The organism is Pontivivens nitratireducens (assembly GCF_014235845.1).
Classification (GTDB): domain Bacteria; phylum Pseudomonadota; class Alphaproteobacteria; order Rhodobacterales; family Rhodobacteraceae; genus Pontivivens; species Pontivivens nitratireducens.
Genome location: NZ_JACJUQ010000004.1, coordinates 164,870 through 186,697, shown reverse-complemented (window position 1 = coordinate 186,697; position 21,828 = coordinate 164,870). Strand labels below are relative to the sequence as shown.

Here is a 21,828-nt window from a genome sequence, read left to right as displayed (position 1 = left end):
CGTGGAGGCTACCTATCGCCGCCCATTCGGGTTTGCAAGGGCGAAATCGGGGTCTGGGCGACCAGGCGCAAATCTCGGGTCGGAAGCGTGATAACGAAGGTGGTTCCCGCCGTCGTTGTTTCCGCCAATTCCAGCCGTCCGCCATGGCCCAGCACCAGTTGCGCCGAAATTGCGAGGCCAAGTCCGCTGCCCCCCCGACGCTGTCCGCCCTGAAACGGCTTGAACAGATGCTCAATCGCCTTGGTCGGCAATCCCGGTCCGGTATCGCTGACCGTGATGCAATGTTCGCCGGACCGTGCGTCGCAGGCAATGACGACCCTGCCGCCTTCGGGCTGGTTTTCCATCGCCTGCCGTGCGTTGCGCACCAGGTTGAGCAGAACGCGGTAGAACTGTTCGGGATCGGCCTCGATCCTCGTGTGCGGCGCGACCTCGTTGGCAAAGCTTACGCGGCTTCCCCCGCCTCCGTCGCGGACCAGCAATTCCGCGTCGAACACATCGTCGACCAGGGCGTGCAAATCGACGATGCGCCGTTCGGGCGCGGCTTCCTCGGCCTTGCCAAAGCTCAGGGTGCTTTCGCACAGACTGACCGCACGATTGAGCGAGTTGATCAGTTTGGGCGCCGTGCGACGGACGGCGGGATCGGCGGAATTTTCCAGCCGGTCCGCTATCAGCGTGGCCGTGGTCAGCATGTTGCGCAGATCGTGGCTGATCTTGGCGACGGCTTCCCCCAGCGTGGCGAGGCGGTCCTTTTGGCGCAGCGCGGAAATCAGCCGCACCTGCATGTCGGACATCGCCTGTTCGGCGCTGCGAAATTCACGCAGGTTGGATTCGGGGCGGATCACCCTGTCGGGGTTCTGATAATCATCCCGGAACGCCGCCATATGGCCGATCACCCGCTTGATCGGCACGCCGATGAAGCGGTCTACCGCCGTCAGCAGCAGGGATGCGGTGATGACCGAGATCAGCAGCGACAATCCCAGAATACGCAAGCCATAGCTGATCAGTGCTTCACGCAGCGGTGTTTCGGGCAGGGTGATCTCGATCGCGGTGCCACCGCCCTGCACGGGCAATCCGATCACCCGGATCAGGCGATCCCCCCCCAAGGCCATCACATACAGCGCATCGCTTATCAGTTCGACAGGTCCCGCCTGCCGCAGGTCATAGGTCTCCGCCACCATATCGGTCATGGGTGAGGTCAGGACCAGTTCGCGCATGAAGTCGCGGCGCAGAACGATATTGGTCACACCCGCATTGGCCAGAAGCTCCTGCTCCAGTTCCGGGGCGATCGTGTCGTTGGGTGTCGCAAGGATGGAGAGCGAGGCGATTTGCGCCCGCTCCAGCCGTTCCTGCAAATAGTCCGTGCGAAAGCGGGCGACGGTCGGCACGAAGATCAGGATTTCCGCAACCATGACGAAAATCACCGTCAGCGCGAGGACCCGTCCTGCCAGTGAGTTGAACATTGCGAGCGTCCCGGTCCGGTTTCTGCGCGGTACTGTACACCGCGCAGACCAGTTCCGTACAGTCAGCGGTCAGAGTGCGGCGAAACGCATCAGGTGGACATCCTCGTCCCCCATGATCGGCGCCGTCATCACCAGCCGCTTGGCCGCGTGGGCGACATCGTATTCCCATGTCATCGCTATGCCGCCATGCAGCTGTATCGTCTCCTCCGCCACCAGACGCCCGGTTGTGGCGGCGGTGTATTTGGCGGCGGCGGCGTATTTTGCCGCCTTGTCCGTGCCCAGATGGTGGCCGACATTGATGACGGCAGAGCGGGTCTGCTCGATCTCCGTCACCATATCTACGGCGCGATGTTGCAGTGCCTGGAACTTCGACAGCGGCACGCCGAACTGCTTGCGTGTCTTGAGGTACTCGACCGTGGTGTCCTTGCACCGCTCCATCAGACCCAGCGCCTCTGCCGACAGGGCCAGCAGGGTGGTGTCGAGCAGATCGGCAGGGGCCATGTCCAGCCGGGTCGCCGATGCGCCGTCGAATCGGACATCCGCGCCCCGCCCGCCGTCCATCAGGGGATAGGGCGTCAGGTGCGCATCGGTGGCCTGCACAGCGAACAGGGCAGGGGTGTCACCCTCCATCGCGGAGACGACGAAGATATCGGCAGCCTCGGCATTCGCCACCGCGACCTTGCTGCCGGTCAGAACGCCGTTTTCCACCTTCGCGCTCAGGCGATCCGGGTCGAAGGCTGTGCCTGCCTCGGAATGGGCAAAGATCGGGATCAAGCTGCCAGCGATGACCTCGTCCCGCTGATCCTGTGTCAGCGCCGCCGCGGCCAGCGCGCCGTGGAAGGGTTCCACGACCAATGCGCGGCCCAGCCGTTCGAAGATCAGCGCAATGTCGGCACCTTCGCCGCCGAACCCGCCCTGATCCTGGGTGAACAGGGCGCCGATCAGGCCCAGTTCGGCCATCTCCGCCCACATTTCACGCGACCAGCCGGCATCACTGCCCGCGATTTTCATCCGTGTGGTGTGGTCGTAGCGCCCGGTCAAGAACCGGTCGAGCGTGTCGCCGAGCATACGGCGGTCGTCCGTCGGGTTGAAATCCATGTCGGGCCCTCAGAATCCGAGCATCGCCTTGGAGACGATGTTCTTTTGAATTTCGTTGGAGCCGCCGAAAATCGACAGCTTGCGGTTGTTGAAATAGTCCTTGGCCGCCCACGCGGCGCCCTCCGGCCCGATTTCGGGGCCGTTATAGCCCTCCTCCAGCGCCTCGGAGATGAAGGGCTGCGCCTGCGGTCCCATCGCGCGCATGAACAGGGCGTTGATCTCCTGCCGAATCTCGGTGCCCTTGATCTTGAGGAGGGAGCTTTCGGCCCCCGGCGCGGCCCCCCCTGCGGCGGAGGCGAGAACGCGCATGTTCGTCGTTTTCATGTTCTCCAGCGCGATTTCCACGCGGGCGACACGAGCGGCGAACAGCGGGTCGGTGGCCTTTTCCGTCTTGCCGATGACGGCCTTCAGTTCCGCCAGCGCGGAGGTGGAGAAGCCGACACCCGCAATGCCCGTCCGCTCATAGGTCAGCAGATACTTGGCAAGGGTCCAGCCCTGATTCTCGGGCCCGACGAGGTTTTCGACAGGCACCTTCACGTCGCTGAACCAGACCTCATTCACCTCATGATCGCCGTCGAGCAGGTGGATCGGACGCACCTCGATGCCGGGTGTCTTCATGTCGATCAGCAGGAAGGAAATCCCCTCCTGCGGCTTGCCCTCCTTCGAGGTCCGCACGAGGCAGAAGATCCAGTCGGCGTGCTGGCCCAGCGTCGTCCATGTCTTCTGGCCGTTGACGATGTAGTGATCGCCTTCCTTGATCGCCGTCGTCTTGAGGCTGGCCAGATCGGATCCCGCGCCCGGTTCGGAATAGCCCTGACACCACCAATCGGTGCCGTCGAGGATCCGGGGCAGGTAATGCGCCTTCTGCGCGTCCGAGCCGTATTTCAGCAGCACCGGGCCCAGCATGCTGACGCCGAACGGCACGATGCGCGGCGCGTTGGCCATGGCGCACTCATCCTCGAAGATGAACTTCTCCACCGGGCCCCAGCCGGGGCCGCCGTATTCCTCGGGCCAGTGGTTGGCCAGCCAGCCGCGTGCGTGCAGCTTGGCGTGCCAGTCCTCCATGTCCTGCTTGCTGAGATGTTTCGAGGTCCGCACCTTGTCGGCGAGGCGTGAGGACAGGTTTTCGTCGAGCCAGGCGCGCACTTCGGCACGGAAGGCATCCTGTTCAGGCGTAAAATCCAGATTCATGCGATTTCTCCGGGTTCAAATCTCAACTTCAGTGAATTTCCAGAAGCCCCGCGGCCCCCTGTCCCCCACCGATGCACATCGTCACCACCGCCCATTTCGCGCCGGTGCGCTGCCCCTCGCGGATGATGTGGCCGACCTGACGCGCGCCGGTCATGCCGAACGGATGGCCGATGGCGATGGCGCCGCCGTTGACGTTCAGCTTGGCGTTCTCGATGCCCAGCGTGTCCTGAATATACAGCACCTGCGAGGCGAAGGCCTCGTTCAGTTCCCACAGGTCAATATCCGAAACCTTTAACCCCGTGCGTTCCAGCAGGCGTGGCACGGCGAAGACGGGTCCGATGCCCATCTCGTCCGGCTCACACCCCGCGACGGCGAAACCGCGGAAGGTGGCGAGCGCCTGCTTCCCCTCGGCCTTCGCCGCGTCCGCCGACATCAGCATGACCCCCGCCGCGCCGTCCGACAGTTGCGAGGCGTTGCCCGCAGTGATGAAGTTGCCCTCACCGCGCACCGGCTCCAACGAGGCGAGGCCTTCGAGCGTGGTCTGGGGGCGGTTGCAGGTGTCGTGATCGACGGTGACGGCTTTCTCGGAGATCTCCTTCGTCTGCCGATCCTGCACGGCCATGACGGTTTCGATCTTCATGATCTCCTCGTCGTATTTTCCTGCCTCGACAGCGGCGGCATAGCGTTGTTGCGATTGCAGGCTATAGGCGTCCTGCCGCTCGCGGCTGATGCCGTAGCGTTGGGCCACGATGTCCGCCGTGTCGATCATCGGCAGGAAGATCTCGGGCTTGTGCTTGAGCAGCCACGGATCCTCGTCCATCGGGCCGGGCTTGGGAGAGATCATGCTGACACTCTCGATCCCGCCGGCGATCACAGCATCCGCCCCGTCATTGACGATATAGTTCGCGGCCATGGCAACGGATTGCAGGCCGGATGAACAGAACCGGTTGACCGTGGCACCTGCGATGCTGACCGGCAGACCGGCGCGGATCACGATCTGGCGTGCGATATTGCCGCCTGTGGTGCCGGATGGATAGGCGCAGCCGATCACGCAATCCTCGATCATGGCGGGATCGATTCCCGCACGGCGCACGGTTTCGGCGATCACGTCACCGCCCAGCTTTGCGCCATGAGTGCGATTGAATTCGCCGCGTCCGGCCTTGGTCAGCCCGGAACGGGCAGATGATACGATGACGGCTTCACGCATGGTGGCCTCCCCAATAGTTGTTTTGTCGAAGCTTAGCGTTGTTCACACACCATGCGCGCCTGACGTCGCGTCGCATGTGTTCCGCACCCAGCTTGCCACCTTGGGGCGAAGCATCTTGAGTGTGCGCGGTTTCGTTCCCATATTGCATATCGAAGGTCGCTGCATCGCGGGGCCTTCGCTGTCGCTTTATGAGGACACTGACAATGACACGACACACACTTGCGTCGCATCCCTTCCTGCTCGGGTTCGAGGAGCTGGACCGGCTGGTCGAACGCACGGCCAAGGCCGGATCCGAGGGGTATCCCCCCTATAATATCGAGCAGGTAGGCGAACGCTCCTACCGCATCACGCTGGCCGTCGCCGGCTTCGCTGAGGAAGACCTCTCCATCACGGTCGAGGATCGCCAATTGATGATCCGCGGGCGTCAGGTGGAATCGGAGGATGAGCGGGTTTTTCTGCATCGCGGCATCGCAGCCCGCCAGTTCAGCCGATCCTTCGTTCTGGCCGAGGGGGTGGAAATCACCGGCGCGGTCCTGGAACACGGATTGCTCAACATCGTGCTGGAACGCAAATCCCCCGACAGGGTGATCCAGACCATTGAAATCAATCGCGCGTAGGAGGGGATATCATGACGACCGAAACAAGAACACCGAACCGGATGACCGAGCGCACCGTCTACGTGCGTCAGGTGGCGACCGCAGACCTGCCGCAGGAGGTTCGCGACCAGATCGATCAGGCCACGATCTATGCGATCCACACCAATACGGGCGAGCGGATCGCGCTGGTCGCAGACCGGGCGACGGCCTTCATCGTCGCGCGGCAGAACGAGATGGCACCCGTCAGCGTACATTGACCTACGGGAACGACACACGCTTTTCCTGAAACGGCTGTAAAGGCGCTTTGAAAGCAGCTGTGAAACAGTACAGGTTGTGGCGAAGCGCAAGTTGAGGTTCCGATGTCTGCCAGACCCCCTATCTCCGTCTTTCTGATCACATTGAACGAGGGGGATCGACTGGGGCGTACTCTGAGCGCGGTTCGCGACTGGGCCGATGAAATCATCGTAGTCGATTCCGGCAGTACCGACGATACCATCGCCATTGCGAAGGCAGCGGGTGCCAAGGTTTTTCATCATCCCTTTGCGGGCTATGGGGCCCAAAAACGGTATGCTGAGGATCGTTGCACCTACGACTGGCTGCTGAACATCGACGCGGATGAGGTCGTGCAGCCCGATTTGCGGGATGAGATCGACGCGATACTGCCCGATGCGAAGCCTGCTTTGTTCCGTATCCGCATCCTCAACGTCTATCCGGGCGACATCAAGCCACGCCCCTTTGCTGATGATTACAATGTCGTGCGGTTTTATCACAAAGCGGCCGGTCGGTATCGCGACCATCCTCTTTATGATCGGGTCGTGGGACAGCAGGATGCGTCAGAAGTTCAGTTGAACGGCCCGATTTACCATTACTCGTTTTCGAGCTGGGGGGCTTTGGTCCAGAAAATCGACCCTCTCACGACGTTTCAGGTGCAAGCTGGAAAAGATAAGTCGCAATGGTCGCTGCGCGTGCGGCTGATTACCGAAATGCCGATGCAGTTTATCAAGGTGTGGGTGTTTCGACGCCATATCTTCGGCGGGTGGAAGGGGTTCGTCTTCTCGGTTATCTCTGCATTCGGTCGGTGGCTGCGCATCGCGAAGATGCTCGCCAAGGCCACCGACCGTTAGGGTCAGGCGACCTCTGCGCCATAGCCGAGGGGTTCGCTGACCGTATCCCCTTCGTTTTCCGCCAGAAAGCGTTCCGCCTCCAGCGCGGCCATGCAGCCCATCCCGGCGGAGGTTACGGCCTGCCGGTAGATGTGATCGGTCAGATCCCCCGCCGCGAAGACGCCGGGGATCGAGGTCGCGGTGGAATCCGGCTTCGTCTTGACGTAGCCGCCCATGTGGGTCTCCAGCTTGTCCGCGACCAGTTCCGAGGCGGGCGCATGACCGATGGCGACGAACACGCCGGCGCAGTCGATCACCTGAGTCTCACCGCTGCGCACGTCCTTGACCCGCACACCGGTGACGCCCAGCGGCGCGTCGTCGCCCAGAACCTCGTCCAGCTCGTGGAACCACAGGGGCACGATCTTCTCGTTCTTGATCAAACGGTCCTGAAGGATCCTTTCGGCCCGCAATTCATCCCGGCGGTGGATCAGGGTGACCTTGGAGGCGAAATTGGTCAGGAACAGCGCCTCCTCCACTGCGGTGTTGCCGCCGCCGATCACCACGATTTCCTTGCCACGATAGAAGAAGCCGTCGCAGGTGGCGCAGGCCGATACGCCGAAGCCTTTGTACTTCTCCTCGGACGGCAGCCCGATCCATTTCGCCTGCGCCCCGGTCGCCAGCACCAGTGCGTCGGCGGTATAGGTGGTGCCGCTGTCGGCAAAGGCCGTGAACGGGCGCTTCGACAGGTCGAGCGAGGTGATGTGGTCGGCGACGATCTCAGTGCCCATCGCCTTGGCGTGGGCCTCCATGTTGACCATCAGGTCGGGGCCCTGAATCTCAGCGTTGCCGGGCCAGTTCTCAACCTCGGTTGTGGTGGTCAGCTGCCCACCGGGCTGGATGCCCTGAATCAGCAGCGGTTCCAGCATGGCGCGGGCGCCGTAAACCCCGGCGGTATATCCTGCGGGGCCGGAGCCGATGATCAGCAGGCGGGTGTGACGTGTGTCGGACATGATATGGCTCCTTCGGGCTGGTCTCACGATATAGCGACCCGCGCCGCCGGGTTAAAGTCCGATGCGCTCGATCACCATGGGCGCGATGCGATCGGCCTCCCGCAGGGGGGTGTAGGTCCAGTGGGCGGGGCCGTCCGCCGCGTCCCTGATAATGTCGCGCGCGAACAGCGCCTGCTGAAACCGCGCGAATTTCGGGGTGAGCGGCCCGGCACCGCTGACGTAGAGCGGCAGACCCGTCGCCGCCGCCTCGCTGATCATGTTGACGCTGTCGCGGGTCACCAGGATCGCATCCGCCATGTGCAGCCATCCCGGATAGGGGTTGGGCGCGGATCCGTCCCAGACCGTCATCCGTGCAAAGCGGGCGCGCAACGCGTCGATCACGGTTTGCGGCGTCCTGCGCGATGGCGTGGCGTAGAGGATGTACCCCGCCGCTTCGAACCGGGACAGGTCCGCGATCAGGGCGTCGGTTTCGCGCGGACCGAACTCCGCGCTTTTCGACGGCCCTCCGATCAGCGCGACCAGCGCGCGGGGGGGGAGGGGGGGCAGCCCCTCGGCCGCCTCCGCGATCCGTTGCGGCGTCATGGTGTTGAGCGAGCCGAGCGTCGTGATGACATTCGGTGCCTCCAGCCCATCATGCTCCGGGGTGATCACAAGGTCGAACCAGTTCAGCGGAACGGTCGGAGCGAGGATCGCGACGGCCCTGGCGCCGCGCCTGCGGGCCTGCGCCGCCATCACGTTGCCACGTCTGCCGGCCCCGATGACCAGATCGGCCTGCGGTGCCTGTCCGTATCCATGGCGCGTCAGTCGCAGCGCCATACCGCGCCAGAACGGGTTGACCTGAACGTCATGAACACTCATATCCGCTGCCTGAAATCGCGAAATGGCCTGTGCCAGCCCCTCGGCCTGAACACGGTTCGCGGGCCTTCCGTCCGTCACGATCGCAATGTTGAGACGTTTGCGTGACAATTATTGCGTGTCCCTGAAATATTATTGCGTTCCCGTGAGCTTTTGCCTATCATACGGAAAAATTGGCGTGGGCTTCCACGTAACGAACCTAAAGGCCCCCATGCCCAGCATCAAGCTCGACCCGATCGACCGCAAAATCCTCGCCGAATTGCAAGCTGATGGACGTATGACCAACGTGGAGCTGTCGCGCCGCGTCGGCATCTCCGCGCCGCCTTGCCTGCGCCGCGTTCGCGCGTTGGAGGAAACGGGATATATCACCGATTATCATGCACGCGTGAATGCGCGCGAACTGGGGTTCGAGGTGCAGGTTTTCGCGATGGTGTCGCTGCGCTCGCAGGCGGAGAAGGACCTCTCCGCGTTCGAGGCGGCCTGCCGTGCGTGGCCCTTGGTGCGTGAGTGCCATATGCTCAACGGTGAGATCGACTTCATCCTCAAATGCGTGGCCCCGGATCTGTCGAGCTTTCAAAGCTTCCTGACCGAGGATCTGACCTCGGCGGACAATGTGGCCAGCGTCAAGACATCGCTGGTGATCCGCAATGCGAAGAACGAGCCGGGCGTGCCGTTCGACGTGCTGGAAGCGCGGGTCGCTGACGGTGCGCTCTAACTGCCCTGCGCGGACCTGCGTGCGCGCACGATCTCACGAATGCCGTCCTGCTGCGTCAGTTTTTCAGCCGTATAGAATGCCAGTCCGCGCCGGTCGCGGTTACTGATCCCACCGCTGAGGGTCGTCTGCGTCACGATGGCGACCCGGAACAGGGCGATGCTGGTGCCCCCCTGATCGCGCACATCCCAATCCATTATCAGCGTTGGTGTCCCGTCCTGCTGCACGCGGGTCAGGCGGCCGGTCATGTTGAGGATCAACTCGCGCCCGGTCATGGTCCTGAACTGGAACTCCGGTCCCAACAGGCGCGCGGTTTCGGCTGCCACCGCGTCCGCGGTCGCGGCATCATTGCGGAAATCGACACGGATCGTCATGACGACATCCTTCGCCAGCAAGGCGGACCGGGGGGCCAGTCCGGCCTGATCCAGCGCCGGGTTGCACGCGGCAAGTGACAGCAACAGCAACAGCAACAGCACCCGGATCATCTGACCACCATGCCGGACAGGGGGCAGATGTTGGGCAGGGGGCAGCTCACAGACGGATACACGCGATCTGACGCCCGTAATCGACCTCACCCCGATGGGTCGTTCTGCGGAAGGAGAAGAACCGGTCCGGCTCCGCATAGGTGCAATGTCCGGTCCATTCCGCGGTGACCCCGGCATTGCGCAGCTTGGCCACAACATAGGAGGGCAGGTCGAACTGCACCTTGTCATCACTGCGGCCCCCGGCGAAGAACCGGGTGTTGCCGCCATCCTCCGCCAGCACGTCATCCATGAAATCCAGTCCGACCTCGTAATTGCGCTGGCTGATTGTCGGGCCGACGGTGGCATGGATGCCTTCACGTGTTGCACCCAGCGCCAGCATGGACGCGACCGTCGCCTCCAGCACGCCGCCCACGGCCCCCTTCCAGCCGGCATGGGCCGCACCGATCACGCCCGCCGCGCTGTCAGCGAACAGGACAGGCGCGCAATCGGCGGTCAGGATGCCCAGGATCAACCCTTCGTGCCGTGTCACCATGCCGTCCGCTTTGGGACGCTCCGCCGGAATGGCGTCCAGCGTGACCACATCGGGACTGTGGATTTGTTGCAGTGAGATCAGACTGTCGAGCGTGCCGCCCATCGCGGTCGCGACGCGGGTGCGATTGATGCGCACCGCCTCCGCCTGATCGGACGATCCCGGCCCGCAATTGAGGCCGCCGAAAATGCCCGACGATGCCCCGCCCCGGCGGGTGAAAAACCCGTGCCGAACATCGGACAACCCATCGGAGACGAGAATTTCCAGCGTCATCAGACTTGAACACCCTTGGTGGTAAAATTGCGAAAGCCGGGCAGGGGCGCGTGTGCGCTCAGCCCTAATACCTTGAACAGCGTTCCCATTTCCTGCGGATGCGTCAACCTTCTATGTGCGGCGGCAATACCCGTATGGTGCCGGGCCAGTTGCTGCGCCCGGGCGGTGATGCCCAGAAGTTCCAGAAACGCGCCCTGATCCTCGATCCCGTGGGGCAGGCCCGCCGCGCGGATCAGATGCCCGAAATTTACATGTGCCGTCAGGTCAGCCTCACCGGGGGTGGCCAGCGGATCGACGGGCGCCTGCGCGCGCAGCGCCTGCAGGGTATCGCCCGTGCCGTCACGCGCCCCGTAATCGAGGATCAGTGCCGCCCCGCCCTGCCGCACCCGTGCGGCGATGTCGTGCAGGATCGGCGCGGCGGCGGGACACCATTCGACCAGCGTGCCCTCGGGCACACCGGCAAACAGATCGTCGAGCACAGGTTGCGTCGATGCCGGCAACAAACCGAAGGACAGGGCACCGTCCTGCAATCCCACGGCGCGTTCCGCCCAACCACGGCCCTGCCGCACGAACTGGCGGATCGGCAGCGCATCGAAGAATTCGTTCGCCACGAACAGGACCGGGCCATCGGGCAGATCTCCGACGCTGTCGTGCCATGTGACCGGGCGGGGGTGCAGTGCCTCACGCTGTCGCGTTCGCAACACGGGCGACGTCTCGATCAGGTGGACCTGCATCGCGCTGTGAAAACCCGGCACCCGTGCGGTCGCGCGCAGGATGTCCGCCATCAGGGTGCCTCGACCCGGTCCGGCTTCGGCCAGAACCATCTCTCCACCGCCCTGATCCTGCCAGATCTGGGCCAGTGCCAGGCCGATCATCTCTCCGAATATCTGGCTGATCTCAGGCGCGGTGGTGAAGTCGCCCGCCGCGCCGAACGGATCGCGCGTAATGTAATAGCCGTGCTGCGGATGCTGCAGGCACAGGGTCATGTAATCCGCGATGTTGATCGGGCCGGACAGGCTGATCTGTCGCCGCACGATGTCGCCCAGCTCGCTCATGCCTTGCGACGCGACCACAGCACGAACGCGATGCCGACGGCGATCATCGGCAGGGACAGGATCTGCCCCATGCTCAACCCCGCCCATGCGCTGTCACCGAAGCGGATGACCTGCCCGAACGGATTGCCGGCGCTGATATATTGCGCGTCACCCTGACGAAAAAACTCGACGAAGGTCCGCGCCAGCCCGTACCCGATGAAGAACATCCCCGTGACCAGACCCGGACGCCGCAGCGCCTTGAACCCCCAGACCGCCAGCAGCAGAGCACCGAACAGTACGATCCCCTCCAGCCCGGCTTCGTATAATTGCGAGGGGTGGCGCAGGCACGGCGCACCGGGGGCGAGTGGCCAGAAGTCGGGGCAGGTTTGTGCACGTGCCCCCGGAAAGGCGACGCCCCACAGCATGTCGGTGGGTCGCCCCCACAACTCCGCGTTCACGAAATTCGCCACCCGGCCCAGCAACAGGCCGATGGGGGCGACCAGCCCGATGATGTCCGCCAGGCTGAGGATGGGGATACCGCTGCGCATGGCAAAGGCGACGATCGCCACGCCCATCCCGATGAACCCGCCGTGAAAGCTCATCCCGCCATCCCAGACGCGCAGGATATCGGCCGGATTGCTCAGGAAATAACCGGGCTGATAGAACAGGACGTAGCCCAGACGCCCGCCCAGAATGATGCCGAGGATTGCCCAGGTGACGAAATCCTCCAGATGTTTCGGCGTGACCGGCGAGGGGCCGCCCCACAGGGCATCGCGTCGCGTCACCATGGCCGCCACCCTCCATCCCGCGACAATGCCGACGATATAGGCGAGCGCATACCAGCGCAGCGCGAGGGTAAAGCCGAACACGCTGAACTGGAATGCGATGGGGTCGATATCTGGAAAGGGCATGGCCTACCTCGTCTTGGGCCTCATGTTGAACTGCGTTCCCTACCCCATGACAGGACGGGGAAGTCAAGTCACGCTTGCCTCAGGGCTGTGCCGCTCCCATATCAAATGCCACAGTGACAGGAGAATGAACCGATGCAGAGCAGAAACCGTATTCTGGACGATGTGAGCCAGTTGATGACCAACGCGATGGGCGTGGCGCAGGGCGCCCGTTCCGAGGCAGAGAATGCCGTGAAGAACCTGATGGATCGCTGGCTGGCCGATCGTGATTTCGTCACGCGTGAGGAATTCGACGCCGTTCGCGCCATGGCGCAAAAGGCCCGCGAGGAGAACGCATCCCTCGAAGCGCGGATCGTGGCGCTCGAAGCGAAGCATTCGGGGTAACCCCTTACGGCCCTCCCTCCTCGCTTGGATCGATGTGAGGAGGGAAGGTCACGGCCGGTTAAAGTGGGCCAGTTAAAGTGCCATGGCGATAGGGCTGCGAAAGGCCCGCGCCATGGCTTTAAGCACCGGTCAGGTGCGCACGTCCGGTGCGTCGCGGCCCGTGGCAGCCCGAATGCCCGCAATGGCCTCCGCCGCGTCGATCACGTCTGACAGCGCCTCCTGCGGATCGCGGTCGAATTTCGTGGGGTCTTCCTCCACCTTTTCCAGATAGACCCGCAGGGTCGCACCCACCGTTCCGGTGCCCGACAGTCGCATCACGATGCGCGCGCCCTGGCTCAGCACGATACGAATGCCCTGATGCGCGGCGACCGACCCGTCCACGGGATCGGTATAGGAAAAATCGTCCGCCTCGATCACGCGAAGCGGTCCGAATTCGGTGCCGGGCAGGCTGTCCAGCCGCCCGCGCAGATCGTCGATCATCGCCTCCGCCGCGCCTGCATTTACCCCCTCGTAATCGTGGCGAGAGTAGTAATTGCGCCCGTAGGTCGCCCAATGATCGTGCAGGATGTCGGCCACGCTCTGCCCGCGCACAGCCAGAATGTTGAGCCACAGCAGGACCGCCCACAATCCGTCCTTCTCACGCACGTGATCGGAGCCGGTTCCGGCACTTTCCTCACCGCACAGGGTCGCCTGACCATCGTCGAGAAGGTTGCCGAAGAATTTCCAGCCGGTCGGAGTCTCGAATGCGGGAATGCCCAGCTTTTCGGCCACCCGGTCCGCCGCGCGGCTGGTCGGCATGGATCGCGCCACGCCCATCAGGCCGTCTGCATAGCCCGGCGCCAGATGCGCGTTGGCCGCCAGCACGGCCAGGCTGTCGGACGGGGTCACATAGATGCCGCGCCCCACGATCATGTTCCGATCGCCGTCGCCATCCGATGCCGCGCCGAAATCCGGAGCGTCCTGCCCCATCATGCGGTTCATCAATTCATGCGCCCAGACCGGATTCGGGTCGGGATGCCCGCCGCCGAAATCGGGCGAGGGGGTGCCATTGACCACAGTGCCGGCGGGGGCACCCAGCTGAGCCTCCAGAATCTCATGCGCATAGGGGCCGGTGATGGCATGCATGGCGTCGAAGCTCATGGTGAAGCCGGATGCGAACAACTGTCGGATCGCATCGAAGTCGAAGAGGAAGGACATCAGCGCCGCGTAATCCGCAACCGGGTGCACGACCTCGACCGACATCCCGCCCAGCGTTCTGTGCCCGATGGTGCCCAGATCCAGATCCTGCGTTTCGACGATATGATATTCCGTCAGGCTCTGTGTCCGTTCGAAGATCGCCTGCGTGACGGATTCCGGCGCGGGACCGCCGTTGGCCGTATTGTACTTGATCCCGAAATCCTCATCTATCCCGCCGGGATTGTGGGAGGCCGACAGGATCAGACCGCCATCCGCGCCACGTACGCGGATCAGGTTCGAGGCAGCGGGCGTGGACAGCAGCCCCCCCATGCCGACGATACAGCGTTCGGCACCGTTGGCCGCAGCCATGCGCAGGATCACCTGAATGGCTTCCTCGTTGAAATAGCGCCCGTCGCCGCCGATCACGAAGGTCTTGCCACTGGCCCCGCCAATCGCGTCGAAGGTCGATTGGATGAAGTTCTCCACGTAATGCGGGGTCATGAAAACCTTGGTTTTCTTGCGCAATCCCGACGTTCCCGGCTTTTGTCCTCCGATAGGTCTGGTTTCATGCGTAACGGCCTGCATATGTCTCTCCCCACATTTGCGCAAAACAGTGCTGTAAACCGGGTTTAACCGCAAGGCCGCGCAGGCGCATCCCGCGAATCCAGCATGGTTTTCCTGCAATGTGCGCAGCGGCGGGCCGGGTGAGGGTGCCCTCACGCGCATTCCGCTGACCTTGCCCTCCCTCCGGTGGCGTTCTATTCCTGAGCGGTGAAGTCGGGATTGAGGGTCTTGTGAGCGAGAACGGCATAAGCAGACTGGGCTGGATCGTGACCGCGCTGTGCGTGTTGCCAATGTGTGCCGCCATCGTGGCGGCGCTGCTGGGCGATTTGCAGACTTGGGAAATGCTGGCCGAGACCGTGTTGCCGCGATACATCCGCACCACGCTGATCCTGGTCCTGTGCGTCGCTGTCGGAACGGCGGTGGTGGGGACCGGCGCGGCGTGGCTGGTTACACTCTACGATTTTCCGGGCCGGCGTTTGGTTGAGGTGGCACTGGCGGTGCCGCTGGCCTTCCCGGCCTATGTGTTGGCCTATGCCTATACCACGCTGCTGGATTATCCGGGCGCGGTTCAGACCGGCCTGCGCGCGCTGTTCGATTGGGGGCGGCGCGACTATTGGTTCCCCGAGGTTCGATCCACGGGTGGCGCGGCGATGATGCTGATCATCTGCCTGTATCCTTACGTTTATCTGTTGGCGCGGTCCGCCTTCAGGCAGCAATCGGCCAGTGCCTATCTGGCGGCGCGCACCTTGGGGCAGACCCCGTGGCAGGCGTTTCGCCGCGTCTGCCTGCCGATCGCGCGGCCCGCCATCGCAGGCGGCGTTGCCCTGACGGTGATGGAGACGATCGCGGATTACGGCACGGTCAGCTATTTCGGGGTGCAGACCTTCTCCACCGGGATTTATCAGGCGTGGTTTTCCATGGGCGACCGGGCGGCGGCGGCCCAACTGGCGCTGTGCCTGCTTGGCTTCGCGCTGTTGCTGGCAACGCTGGAGCGTATCCAGCGCGGGCGTGCGCGGGCGCATATGCGCGGTGTCTCGGGCCAACTGTCCGCGATGGATGCGACACGGCTGTCAGGTGTGCGGGCACTGCTTGCCTTCACCGCCTGTGCGATCCCGGTCATGGTGGGATTCGTCATTCCCATCATCATGCTGGGCCTGATGGCGCTGAAGGCGGATCAGAGCTTGCTGGACCCGCGCTATCGCGCCTTCATGGCGAACTCACTGACACTGGCGGGCATCGCTGCGGTGCTGACGGTGGCGGCCGCGACGCTTCTGGCCTTCGCCGCGCGCCTGCGACCGGGGCGCAGGACGACGGCGATGCTGTTGCTGGCCGGTCTGGGATATGCCGTGCCGGGTGGCGTGATCGCGGTGGGTCTGCTGGTGCCCTTCGCCCATCTGGATAACGCCATCGACGCAGTGATGGAGGCACGGTTCAACATCGACACGGGTCTGCTGTTCACCGGTTCGATCTGGCTACTCGTGGTGGCTTATATGTCCCGCTTCATCGCGGCGGCCCTGTCGGCCATCGACGCAGGCATGGGCACCGTCGCGCCGAACGTCGATGCGGTGGCGCGCACGCTGGGCCTGTCGCCGGGGCGGGTGCTGACGGGGGTGCACTTCCCCATCCTGCGCGGCACGATGATGACCGCGCTGCTGATCGTGTTCGTCGATGTGATGAAGGAGCTTCCGGCCACCCTGATCATGCGACCGTTCAACTACGACACGCTGGCGGTGCAGGCGCACCGGCTGGCGGCAGACGAGCGGCTGACGCAGGCGGCGGTTCCCAGCCTGGTGATCGTGGCGTTCGGATTGCTGCCTGTGATCCTGGTCTGTCGCTCGATAGGGGAGCGTCGAACCGCCCGCCCCCGCCGCCGCCCCGACGCCGCGCAGGCCGAGGGTGTGCTGTAGCCATGAGGGTGTGCTGTAGCGATACTGGCGCTCAGCCTCAATAATGCGGGGGCCGTTGATCCGACAGGGGCAGACCGCTGGCCTGATCCGCCTCCTGCTCCGCCGCGCGGGTCATCAGCATGTTGACCCGACGTTCCAGCAACTCGATCCGGTTCGCCTGATCGGTGACGACCTCGTTCAGATCCTCGACCACGCGCAAGGCCTCGGCCAGGGCTTCCTGCATTCGGACCGTATCGCTCATACCGGATTGGGCACCTGACGCCCCGTCACGAATGCCTCGACATTATCCAACGCCATGTTTCCCATCGCTTCACGTACCTCCAATGTGGCTGAGCCCAGATGCGGCAGCAGCACGGCGTTGTCCAGTGCGCGCAGACGGGCAGGGACGGCAGGCTCGGCCTCGTACACATCCAGACCGGCGGCGTAGATCGCGCCGGATGCCAGGGCTTCGATCAGCGCGCCCTCATCCACCACATCCCCGCGTGAAGTGTTGATCAGAACGCCCGTGGGTTTCATCGCGGCGATGGCGGCGGCACCGAACAGATGCCGGGTGTCCGCGCCGCCGGGAGCATGGATTGCCACCACATCGGCCTGTGCGGCCAAATCCTCGACCGTGTCGAGCCGTTGCGCCGGAAAATCCAAATCCTTGGCCGAGCGATTGTAATACAGGATCCGCATTCCAAAGCCGTGATGCGCCCTGCGCGCCATTGCCTGACCGATCCGGCCCATGCCGACGATGCCCAGTGTCCGCCCGGTGACGGATTGGCCCAGCATCTGCGTTGGCGTCCAGCCGGGCCACGCATCCGCGCGGACCATCCGCTCCCCCTCACCGGCGCGGCGCAGGGCCATCAGCATCAGCGCCATCGCCAGATCGGCGGTCGCATCGGTCAGAACGCCGGGCGTGTTGGTCACGGTGATGCCCGCGGCATAAGCGGCATCGGCGTCGATATGATTGTAGCCGACCCCGAAATTCGCGATCAGACGGCAGCGCGGATCACCGGCGAACATATCCGCCGAAAACCTGTCGCCCAGCGTGCACACCACGGCGTCATAATCGCGCAGCAGGGCGGCGCGGTCCGCGTCATTCAGAACCGTATCGCTGTCGTGCAGGTCCGCGCCCATGCCGCGAGCGCGGGCCATGACGCTGTCGGGCAGTCGCCGGGTCACGAAGATCTTCATCAGTGCATCCGTCCCCCGACGGGCACGGGACCGTCCGGTCCGACCAAGACAATCTCACCCGATGCGTCGGGCAGACCCAGCACCAGGACCTCTGACATGAACGGTCCGATCTGGCGGGGCGGGAAGTTCACGACCGCCATCACCTGCTTGCCGACCAGGACGGTCGGATCGTAATGCGCCGTGATCTGGGCGGAGCTCTTACGCTCACCTATCTCGCCGCCGAAATCGATCCACAGCTTGATCGCGGGCTTGCGCGCCTCGGGAAAGATTTCCGCGCGGAGGATTTCCCCCACGCGGACATCGACTTTCATGAAGTCGTCGAAGCTGATCTCGTCGCTCACTTCGGCTTCGCCATCTGTTCCAGCTCCGCGATGGAATCGCGCATACGGGCGGATACGATTTCCCAGGCGCGCGCGTTGGCCTTTTGGGCCTCGGTCGCCAGTTCGGTGCTGAGATCCATTGCCTTTTGCACGCCAGCGGCCATGACCTCCTGCGCCTTGGCCGGATCGCGGGCGGCCTCGGCCGAGGTCTTGGCCTCGCTCATCATGGTTTTCATCATCTCGACCTGCTTGCTGAACAGATCCTTGTACGCCTCGGACGCGGCGGTGTTCGCGGCCTGAAACGCCTCCATGTTGCGGTTCTGCATGTCGCTGAGCGCAGCAGGATCGAAGCCCTGCATCTTGGGCATCATGTCCGCGAAGGGCATTTGCTGCATCATCTTCATCATCGCTTCGGGGTCGAAGGGGTTGAAGCTCTTGTCCATCGTCATTCTCCCAGTTCGCGCGAGCGGTCCGCCGCGGCGTTGACGGCCCGGCGCATCAGTTGCGCCAGACCGGTTTGCTCATCCATCAGGACCGCCAGCGCCGCTGCGGTGGTGCCCCCCTTGGATGTTACGTTGACGCGCAGCCGCTCAGGCGTCTCGTCCGCCTGCTCGGCCAATACGCCGGCACCTGCGACAGTCGCGCGGGCCAGGGTCATTGCCAGTTCGGGGGCCAGCCCCTGTGCCTCACCCGCTGCGGCCATCGCCTCGATCATATGGAACACATAGGCCGGACCGGAGCCGGAAACAGCCGTCACCGCATCCATTTGCGCCTCGTCCTCGATCCGCACGGTCTGACCGACGGCCTGCAACAGCTCCTCTGCCAGATCCAGCGCTTCGGCCCCGGCGGCGGCATTGCCCACGATCGCGGTGATGCCGCGCCCGACGGCGGCGGGTGTGTTGGGCATGGCGCGTACGATGGCGGCCTTGTCTCCCAGCACCCGCTCGAAATAGGCCAGCGTCGATCCCGCCGCGATGGACAGGAATATGGTGCCCCCCTGTGCCAGATCGCTGATCTGCGGCAGCGCGTCTGTCATCATCTGCGGCTTGACCGCCAGAATGCAGATTGCGGGATCCTTGGGGGGCGGCTCGTTCAGCCGCAACCCCTGTTGCGCCAGTGATTCGAGCCGGTCCGACGGGTAGGGATCTATGACGGATATCGAGGAGGGCGCGACGCCGCGCGCCAGCCAGCCCTCCAGCATTGCGGATCCCATTTTCCCACAGCCGAGCAGGACAAGGCCCTGACGGTCAATTCTCTCCAGCGACATGGAGCCTCCGCAAACGTTTAAGGTCAGGCCCGACCATACGCCTGTGACATCGCGATTCCCAGAGCCTGCTGCGGACAGGCACCATCCTCCAGACTGATCTGGAACGCGGGATAATACCGCTCACAAGCCTCGATCGCGGCGGCAATCATGTCGTCGATCTGGGTTCCGCTGGCGCTGGCATCGCCGGCCAGGTTCAGCCCGTAGCGAAACACGATCATGTTGTGTTCGGGCCAGGTGGTGAAACTGCCGGACCACAGGGTGTCGTTCGCCCCGTCGATCACCTCCAGCACGGCGGGGCGTCGTTCGGAGGGGACATCCAGCTCGAACGTGCAGACCAAGCGCAGCGTCTCGTCATGGGGGGACCAGGCGAGGCTCAGCGAATAGGTCTGCCAGCTTCCCTCGATGCCCATCGCGATCTGGTTGTCCGCAACGCGATCGAAGTCCCACGCATGATGCGAGGCGAGCGTTTCCACGATGTCGATCGGGTCTGCGTCCTCTGCCGTGAGGTAATGTTCCAGCGTGTCCATGCCGCGCTCCTTTTTGGTGCGCCCCGGCAGGATGGCCCGCTAGGGCTGGTCAGCTCGTCGATATGGGCACGTGGGATGCACGTGCCCTACCAGATATCGTGGTTGCAGATGGCGGCTGTGTAAAGCGTCAATTCACGACAGTCCGGTGACGGGATCGCTGACGCGATGTGTCCGGTGTCATGTCTATTGAGAGGAAGTGGTACGCCCTACGGGACTCGAACCCGTGTTTTCGCCGTGAAAGGGCGACGTCCTAGACCACTAGACGAAGGGCGCATTCAGTGGCGAGTGGTCGTAGTCGCCGCGCTGTGAGGGGTTACTAGAAGAATCGTTTCGGGGGTGCAAGAGGCAAATTTCCGCTTTTTGCACCGCGTTTACACCTGCGCGCGTATTCTCAGGATCGCTCGTGCATGCGCGCCACTCGAAACCCGGTTTGCCCGCTATGCGCACGGGTCAGGCCTGTTAAGGGTTCCACCGCGACGCGCGTCGGCTTAGGACAACGGCAGGATCAATTTCGGTTCCGCGCCTTGCCGCGTCGTTTCGCGACAGTGATGGGCGGGAGCGAACCCGCATAGAGATGCACGATACCATCGAGGAGACGACAATGCCCAATTCCGTACGCGACGCAGGCTTCTTCACCCAACCCCTGGCCGAGCGCGACCCCGAGCTTTACGGCTCCATGACCGATGAGTTGACGCGTCAGCGCGACGAGATCGAGTTGATCGCGTCCGAGAACATCGTCAGCCTCGCCGTGATGCAGGCGCAGGGCTCCGTCCTGACCAACAAATACGCCGAAGGTTATCCGGGCCGTCGCTATTACGGCGGATGTCAGCATGTTGACGTGGCCGAGAATCTGGCCATCGACCGCGCCAAGCAGCTTTTCGGCTGTGATTTCGCCAATGTGCAGCCCAATTCCGGCTCGCAGGCCAATCAGGGTGTGTTCACCGCGCTGCTGAAACCCGGCGACACGATTCTGGGGATGAGCCTGGACGCGGGCGGCCACCTGACCCACGGGGCGAAGCCGAACCAGTCGGGTAAGTGGTTCAACGCCTTACAATATGGTGTGCGCCGTCAGGACAGCCTGCTCGACTATGAGGAGGTTCAGCGCCTCGCCACGGAACATCAGCCCAAGATGATCATCGCCGGCGGCTCCGCCATTCCGCGCCAGGTCGATTTCGCCAAAATGCGTGAGATTGCCGATTCCGTCGGTGCCTACCTGCTGGTCGACATGGCGCATTTCGCCGGGCTGGTCGCCGCAGGCCACCATCCCTCGCCGTTCCCGCACGCCCATGTTGCGACCACCACGACGCACAAGACCCTGCGCGGCCCGCGCGGCGGCATGATCCTGACGAATGATGAGGCGATCGCCAAGAAGGTGAATTCCGCCATCTTCCCCGGCATCCAGGGCGGCCCCCTGATGCATGTCATCGCCGCGAAGGCTGTGGCCTTCGGTGAGGCGCTGCGCCCCGAATTCAAGACCTATCAGGCGCAGGTGATCGCCAATGCGCAAAAGCTGGCGGACACGCTGATGAAGGGCGGGATCGACATCGTGACCGGCGGCACCGACACACATCTGGTGCTGGTCGATCTGCGCCCCAAGGGCGTGAAGGGCAACGCCACGGAGCAGGCGCTGGGCCGTGCCCATATCACCTGCAACAAGAACGGCATCCCCTTCGATCCCGAAAAGCCTATGGTGACCTCGGGCATCCGCCTTGGCACACCCGCAGGTACGACCCGCGGATTTGGTGAGGCGGAATTCGAGCAGATCGGCAAGCTGATCGTGGAGGTCGTCGATGGCCTGGCTGCGAATGGCGAGGACGGCAACGCCGAGGTCGAAGCCTCCGTCCGCGCGCGGGTAAAGGACCTGTGCGACCGCTTCCCGATCTACCCCGAGCTATAAGCCTGACGATGGAGGGCGGCCCCAGTTGGCCGCCCTCCACCCCCCCTCTCTCTTGAAAATCTGAAAACCCTGTCTTCATTGGCCTCACGCCAAGGAAGGCTCCCTCACGCTTTCCGCACAGCGGAAACGCGCCCGGAAAACGGGAA

Annotated in this window: 24 protein-coding genes and 1 tRNA gene; 7 read left to right on the top strand and 18 right to left on the bottom strand. The window is 63.7% G+C overall.

Annotated features, from left to right (window positions below):
- Window positions 1–8: 8 nt before the first annotated feature.
- The 4 genes from H1S03_RS06760 to H1S03_RS06745 form a co-directional block, all read right to left on the bottom strand.
- Window positions 9–1,460, bottom strand: a complete 1,452-nt coding sequence (locus H1S03_RS06760) for a sensor histidine kinase (protein ID WP_185803742.1) — start codon at window positions 1,458–1,460, stop codon at window positions 9–11.
- A gap of 69 nt (window positions 1,461–1,529) precedes the next feature.
- Window positions 1,530–2,558 carry an acyl-CoA dehydrogenase family protein gene (locus H1S03_RS06755; protein ID WP_185803741.1) on the bottom strand — a complete coding sequence of 343 codons (1,029 nt, stop codon included), beginning with the start codon at window positions 2,556–2,558 and terminating at the stop codon, window positions 1,530–1,532.
- A gap of 9 nt (window positions 2,559–2,567) precedes the next feature.
- Window positions 2,568–3,749: an acyl-CoA dehydrogenase family protein gene (locus tag H1S03_RS06750; RefSeq protein WP_185803740.1), complete on the bottom strand. Its 1,182-nt coding sequence runs from the start codon at window positions 3,747–3,749 to the stop codon at window positions 2,568–2,570.
- A gap of 28 nt (window positions 3,750–3,777) precedes the next feature.
- Entirely contained in the window at window positions 3,778–4,956 is a 1,179-nt protein-coding gene (locus H1S03_RS06745; RefSeq protein ID WP_185803739.1) for an acetyl-CoA C-acyltransferase, read from the bottom strand.
- A 203-nt stretch (window positions 4,957–5,159) separates the two neighbouring features.
- Between H1S03_RS06745 and H1S03_RS06740 the strand changes: the two genes are divergently transcribed.
- The 3 genes from H1S03_RS06740 (at window position 5,160) to H1S03_RS06730 (ending at window position 6,676) form a co-directional block, all read left to right on the top strand.
- The gene (locus H1S03_RS06740) at window positions 5,160–5,573 is read left to right on the top strand and encodes an Hsp20 family protein (protein WP_166189556.1); all 414 of its coding nucleotides are present in this window, start codon (window positions 5,160–5,162) and stop codon (window positions 5,571–5,573) included.
- Between the two features lie 11 nt (window positions 5,574–5,584).
- Window positions 5,585–5,809: a DUF1150 family protein gene (locus H1S03_RS06735; protein WP_185803738.1), complete on the top strand. Its 225-nt coding sequence runs from the start codon at window positions 5,585–5,587 to the stop codon at window positions 5,807–5,809.
- Between the two features lie 102 nt (window positions 5,810–5,911).
- Entirely contained in the window at window positions 5,912–6,676 is a 765-nt protein-coding gene (locus tag H1S03_RS06730; protein ID WP_185803737.1) for a glycosyltransferase family 2 protein, read from the top strand.
- Window positions 6,677–6,678: 2 nt separating this feature from the next.
- On the opposite strand, the gene trxB is transcribed toward H1S03_RS06730, so the two are convergent.
- The gene (trxB, locus tag H1S03_RS06725; protein ID WP_185803736.1) at window positions 6,679–7,665 is read right to left on the bottom strand and encodes a thioredoxin-disulfide reductase; all 987 of its coding nucleotides are present in this window, start codon (window positions 7,663–7,665) and stop codon (window positions 6,679–6,681) included.
- Window positions 7,666–7,716: 51 nt separating this feature from the next.
- Window positions 7,717–8,631: a mitochondrial fission ELM1 family protein gene (locus tag H1S03_RS06720; protein ID WP_185803735.1), complete on the bottom strand. Its 915-nt coding sequence runs from the start codon at window positions 8,629–8,631 to the stop codon at window positions 7,717–7,719.
- A gap of 100 nt (window positions 8,632–8,731) precedes the next feature.
- On the opposite strand from H1S03_RS06720, the gene H1S03_RS06715 reads away from it, so the two are divergent.
- Window positions 8,732–9,235, top strand: a complete 504-nt coding sequence (locus tag H1S03_RS06715) for an Lrp/AsnC family transcriptional regulator (RefSeq protein WP_166189566.1) — start codon at window positions 8,732–8,734, stop codon at window positions 9,233–9,235.
- Here the strand turns inward: H1S03_RS06715 and H1S03_RS06710 are convergent.
- The 4 genes from H1S03_RS06710 to lgt are packed head-to-tail and all read right to left on the bottom strand — an operon-like array spanning window position 9,232 to window position 12,464.
- Window positions 9,232–9,717 carry a hypothetical protein gene (locus H1S03_RS06710; protein ID WP_185803734.1) on the bottom strand — a complete coding sequence of 162 codons (486 nt, stop codon included), beginning with the start codon at window positions 9,715–9,717 and terminating at the stop codon, window positions 9,232–9,234. The two genes, H1S03_RS06715 and H1S03_RS06710, sit on opposite strands and share 4 nt — an antisense overlap.
- Before the next feature lie 46 nt (window positions 9,718–9,763).
- A complete protein-coding gene (gene pgeF, locus H1S03_RS06705) occupies window positions 9,764–10,519 on the bottom strand; it encodes a peptidoglycan editing factor PgeF (protein ID WP_185803733.1) in 756 nt (251 codons plus the stop codon).
- On the bottom strand, window positions 10,519–11,574 hold the full coding sequence (locus tag H1S03_RS06700) for a class I SAM-dependent methyltransferase (RefSeq protein ID WP_185803732.1): 1,056 nt from the start codon (window positions 11,572–11,574) through the stop codon (window positions 10,519–10,521). The genes pgeF and H1S03_RS06700 overlap by 1 nt, the downstream gene beginning before the upstream one ends.
- Window positions 11,571–12,464 (bottom strand): prolipoprotein diacylglyceryl transferase, encoded by an 894-nt coding sequence (gene lgt, locus H1S03_RS06695; RefSeq protein ID WP_185803731.1) that lies wholly within the window; start codon window positions 12,462–12,464, stop codon window positions 11,571–11,573. Before lgt ends, H1S03_RS06700 begins: the two co-directional genes overlap by 4 nt.
- A gap of 132 nt (window positions 12,465–12,596) precedes the next feature.
- On the opposite strand from lgt, the gene H1S03_RS06690 reads away from it, so the two are divergent.
- Window positions 12,597–12,845 carry an accessory factor UbiK family protein gene (locus H1S03_RS06690; RefSeq protein WP_166189574.1) on the top strand — a complete coding sequence of 83 codons (249 nt, stop codon included), beginning with the start codon at window positions 12,597–12,599 and terminating at the stop codon, window positions 12,843–12,845.
- Window positions 12,846–12,974: 129 nt separating this feature from the next.
- Here the strand turns inward: H1S03_RS06690 and H1S03_RS06685 are convergent, their stop codons facing one another.
- Window positions 12,975–14,606, bottom strand: a complete 1,632-nt coding sequence (locus tag H1S03_RS06685) for an alpha-D-glucose phosphate-specific phosphoglucomutase (protein ID WP_185803730.1) — start codon at window positions 14,604–14,606, stop codon at window positions 12,975–12,977.
- Window positions 14,607–14,815: 209 nt separating this feature from the next.
- Here H1S03_RS06685 and H1S03_RS06680 point away from each other — a divergent pair, with 209 nt between their 5' ends.
- Window positions 14,816–16,492, top strand: coding sequence for an ABC transporter permease (locus tag H1S03_RS06680; RefSeq protein ID WP_430700886.1), 1,677 nt, complete (start codon window positions 14,816–14,818; stop codon window positions 16,490–16,492).
- Window positions 16,493–16,529: 37 nt separating this feature from the next.
- On the opposite strand, the gene H1S03_RS06675 is transcribed toward H1S03_RS06680, so the two are convergent.
- From H1S03_RS06675 to H1S03_RS06645, 7 genes are all read right to left on the bottom strand, one after another.
- Window positions 16,530–16,733, bottom strand: coding sequence for a SlyX family protein (locus H1S03_RS06675; protein WP_166189578.1), 204 nt, complete (start codon window positions 16,731–16,733; stop codon window positions 16,530–16,532).
- The gene (locus H1S03_RS06670) at window positions 16,730–17,671 is read right to left on the bottom strand and encodes a 2-hydroxyacid dehydrogenase (protein WP_185803729.1); all 942 of its coding nucleotides are present in this window, start codon (window positions 17,669–17,671) and stop codon (window positions 16,730–16,732) included. Before H1S03_RS06670 ends, H1S03_RS06675 begins: the two co-directional genes overlap by 4 nt.
- Window positions 17,671–18,012, bottom strand: coding sequence for a tRNA-binding protein (locus H1S03_RS06665; protein WP_347339211.1), 342 nt, complete (start codon window positions 18,010–18,012; stop codon window positions 17,671–17,673). Before H1S03_RS06665 ends, H1S03_RS06670 begins: the two co-directional genes overlap by 1 nt.
- Window positions 18,009–18,434, bottom strand: a complete 426-nt coding sequence (locus tag H1S03_RS06660) for a phasin family protein (protein WP_185803728.1) — start codon at window positions 18,432–18,434, stop codon at window positions 18,009–18,011. The genes H1S03_RS06665 and H1S03_RS06660 overlap by 4 nt, the downstream gene beginning before the upstream one ends.
- Before the next feature lie 2 nt (window positions 18,435–18,436).
- Complete coding sequence (proC, locus tag H1S03_RS06655; protein WP_185803727.1) at window positions 18,437–19,258, bottom strand: pyrroline-5-carboxylate reductase; 822 nt, start codon at window positions 19,256–19,258, stop codon at window positions 18,437–18,439.
- Window positions 19,259–19,281: 23 nt separating this feature from the next.
- Window positions 19,282–19,785: a type III secretion system chaperone family protein gene (locus H1S03_RS06650; protein ID WP_185803726.1), complete on the bottom strand. Its 504-nt coding sequence runs from the start codon at window positions 19,783–19,785 to the stop codon at window positions 19,282–19,284.
- Window positions 19,786–19,982: 197 nt separating this feature from the next.
- Window positions 19,983–20,058: transfer RNA gene (locus tag H1S03_RS06645), tRNA-Glu, on the bottom strand.
- 328 nt (window positions 20,059–20,386) lie between these two features.
- On the opposite strand from H1S03_RS06645, the gene glyA reads away from it, so the two are divergent.
- The gene (gene glyA / locus H1S03_RS06640) at window positions 20,387–21,682 is read left to right on the top strand and encodes a serine hydroxymethyltransferase (RefSeq protein WP_185803725.1); all 1,296 of its coding nucleotides are present in this window, start codon (window positions 20,387–20,389) and stop codon (window positions 21,680–21,682) included.
- Window positions 21,683–21,828 lie beyond the last annotated feature (146 nt).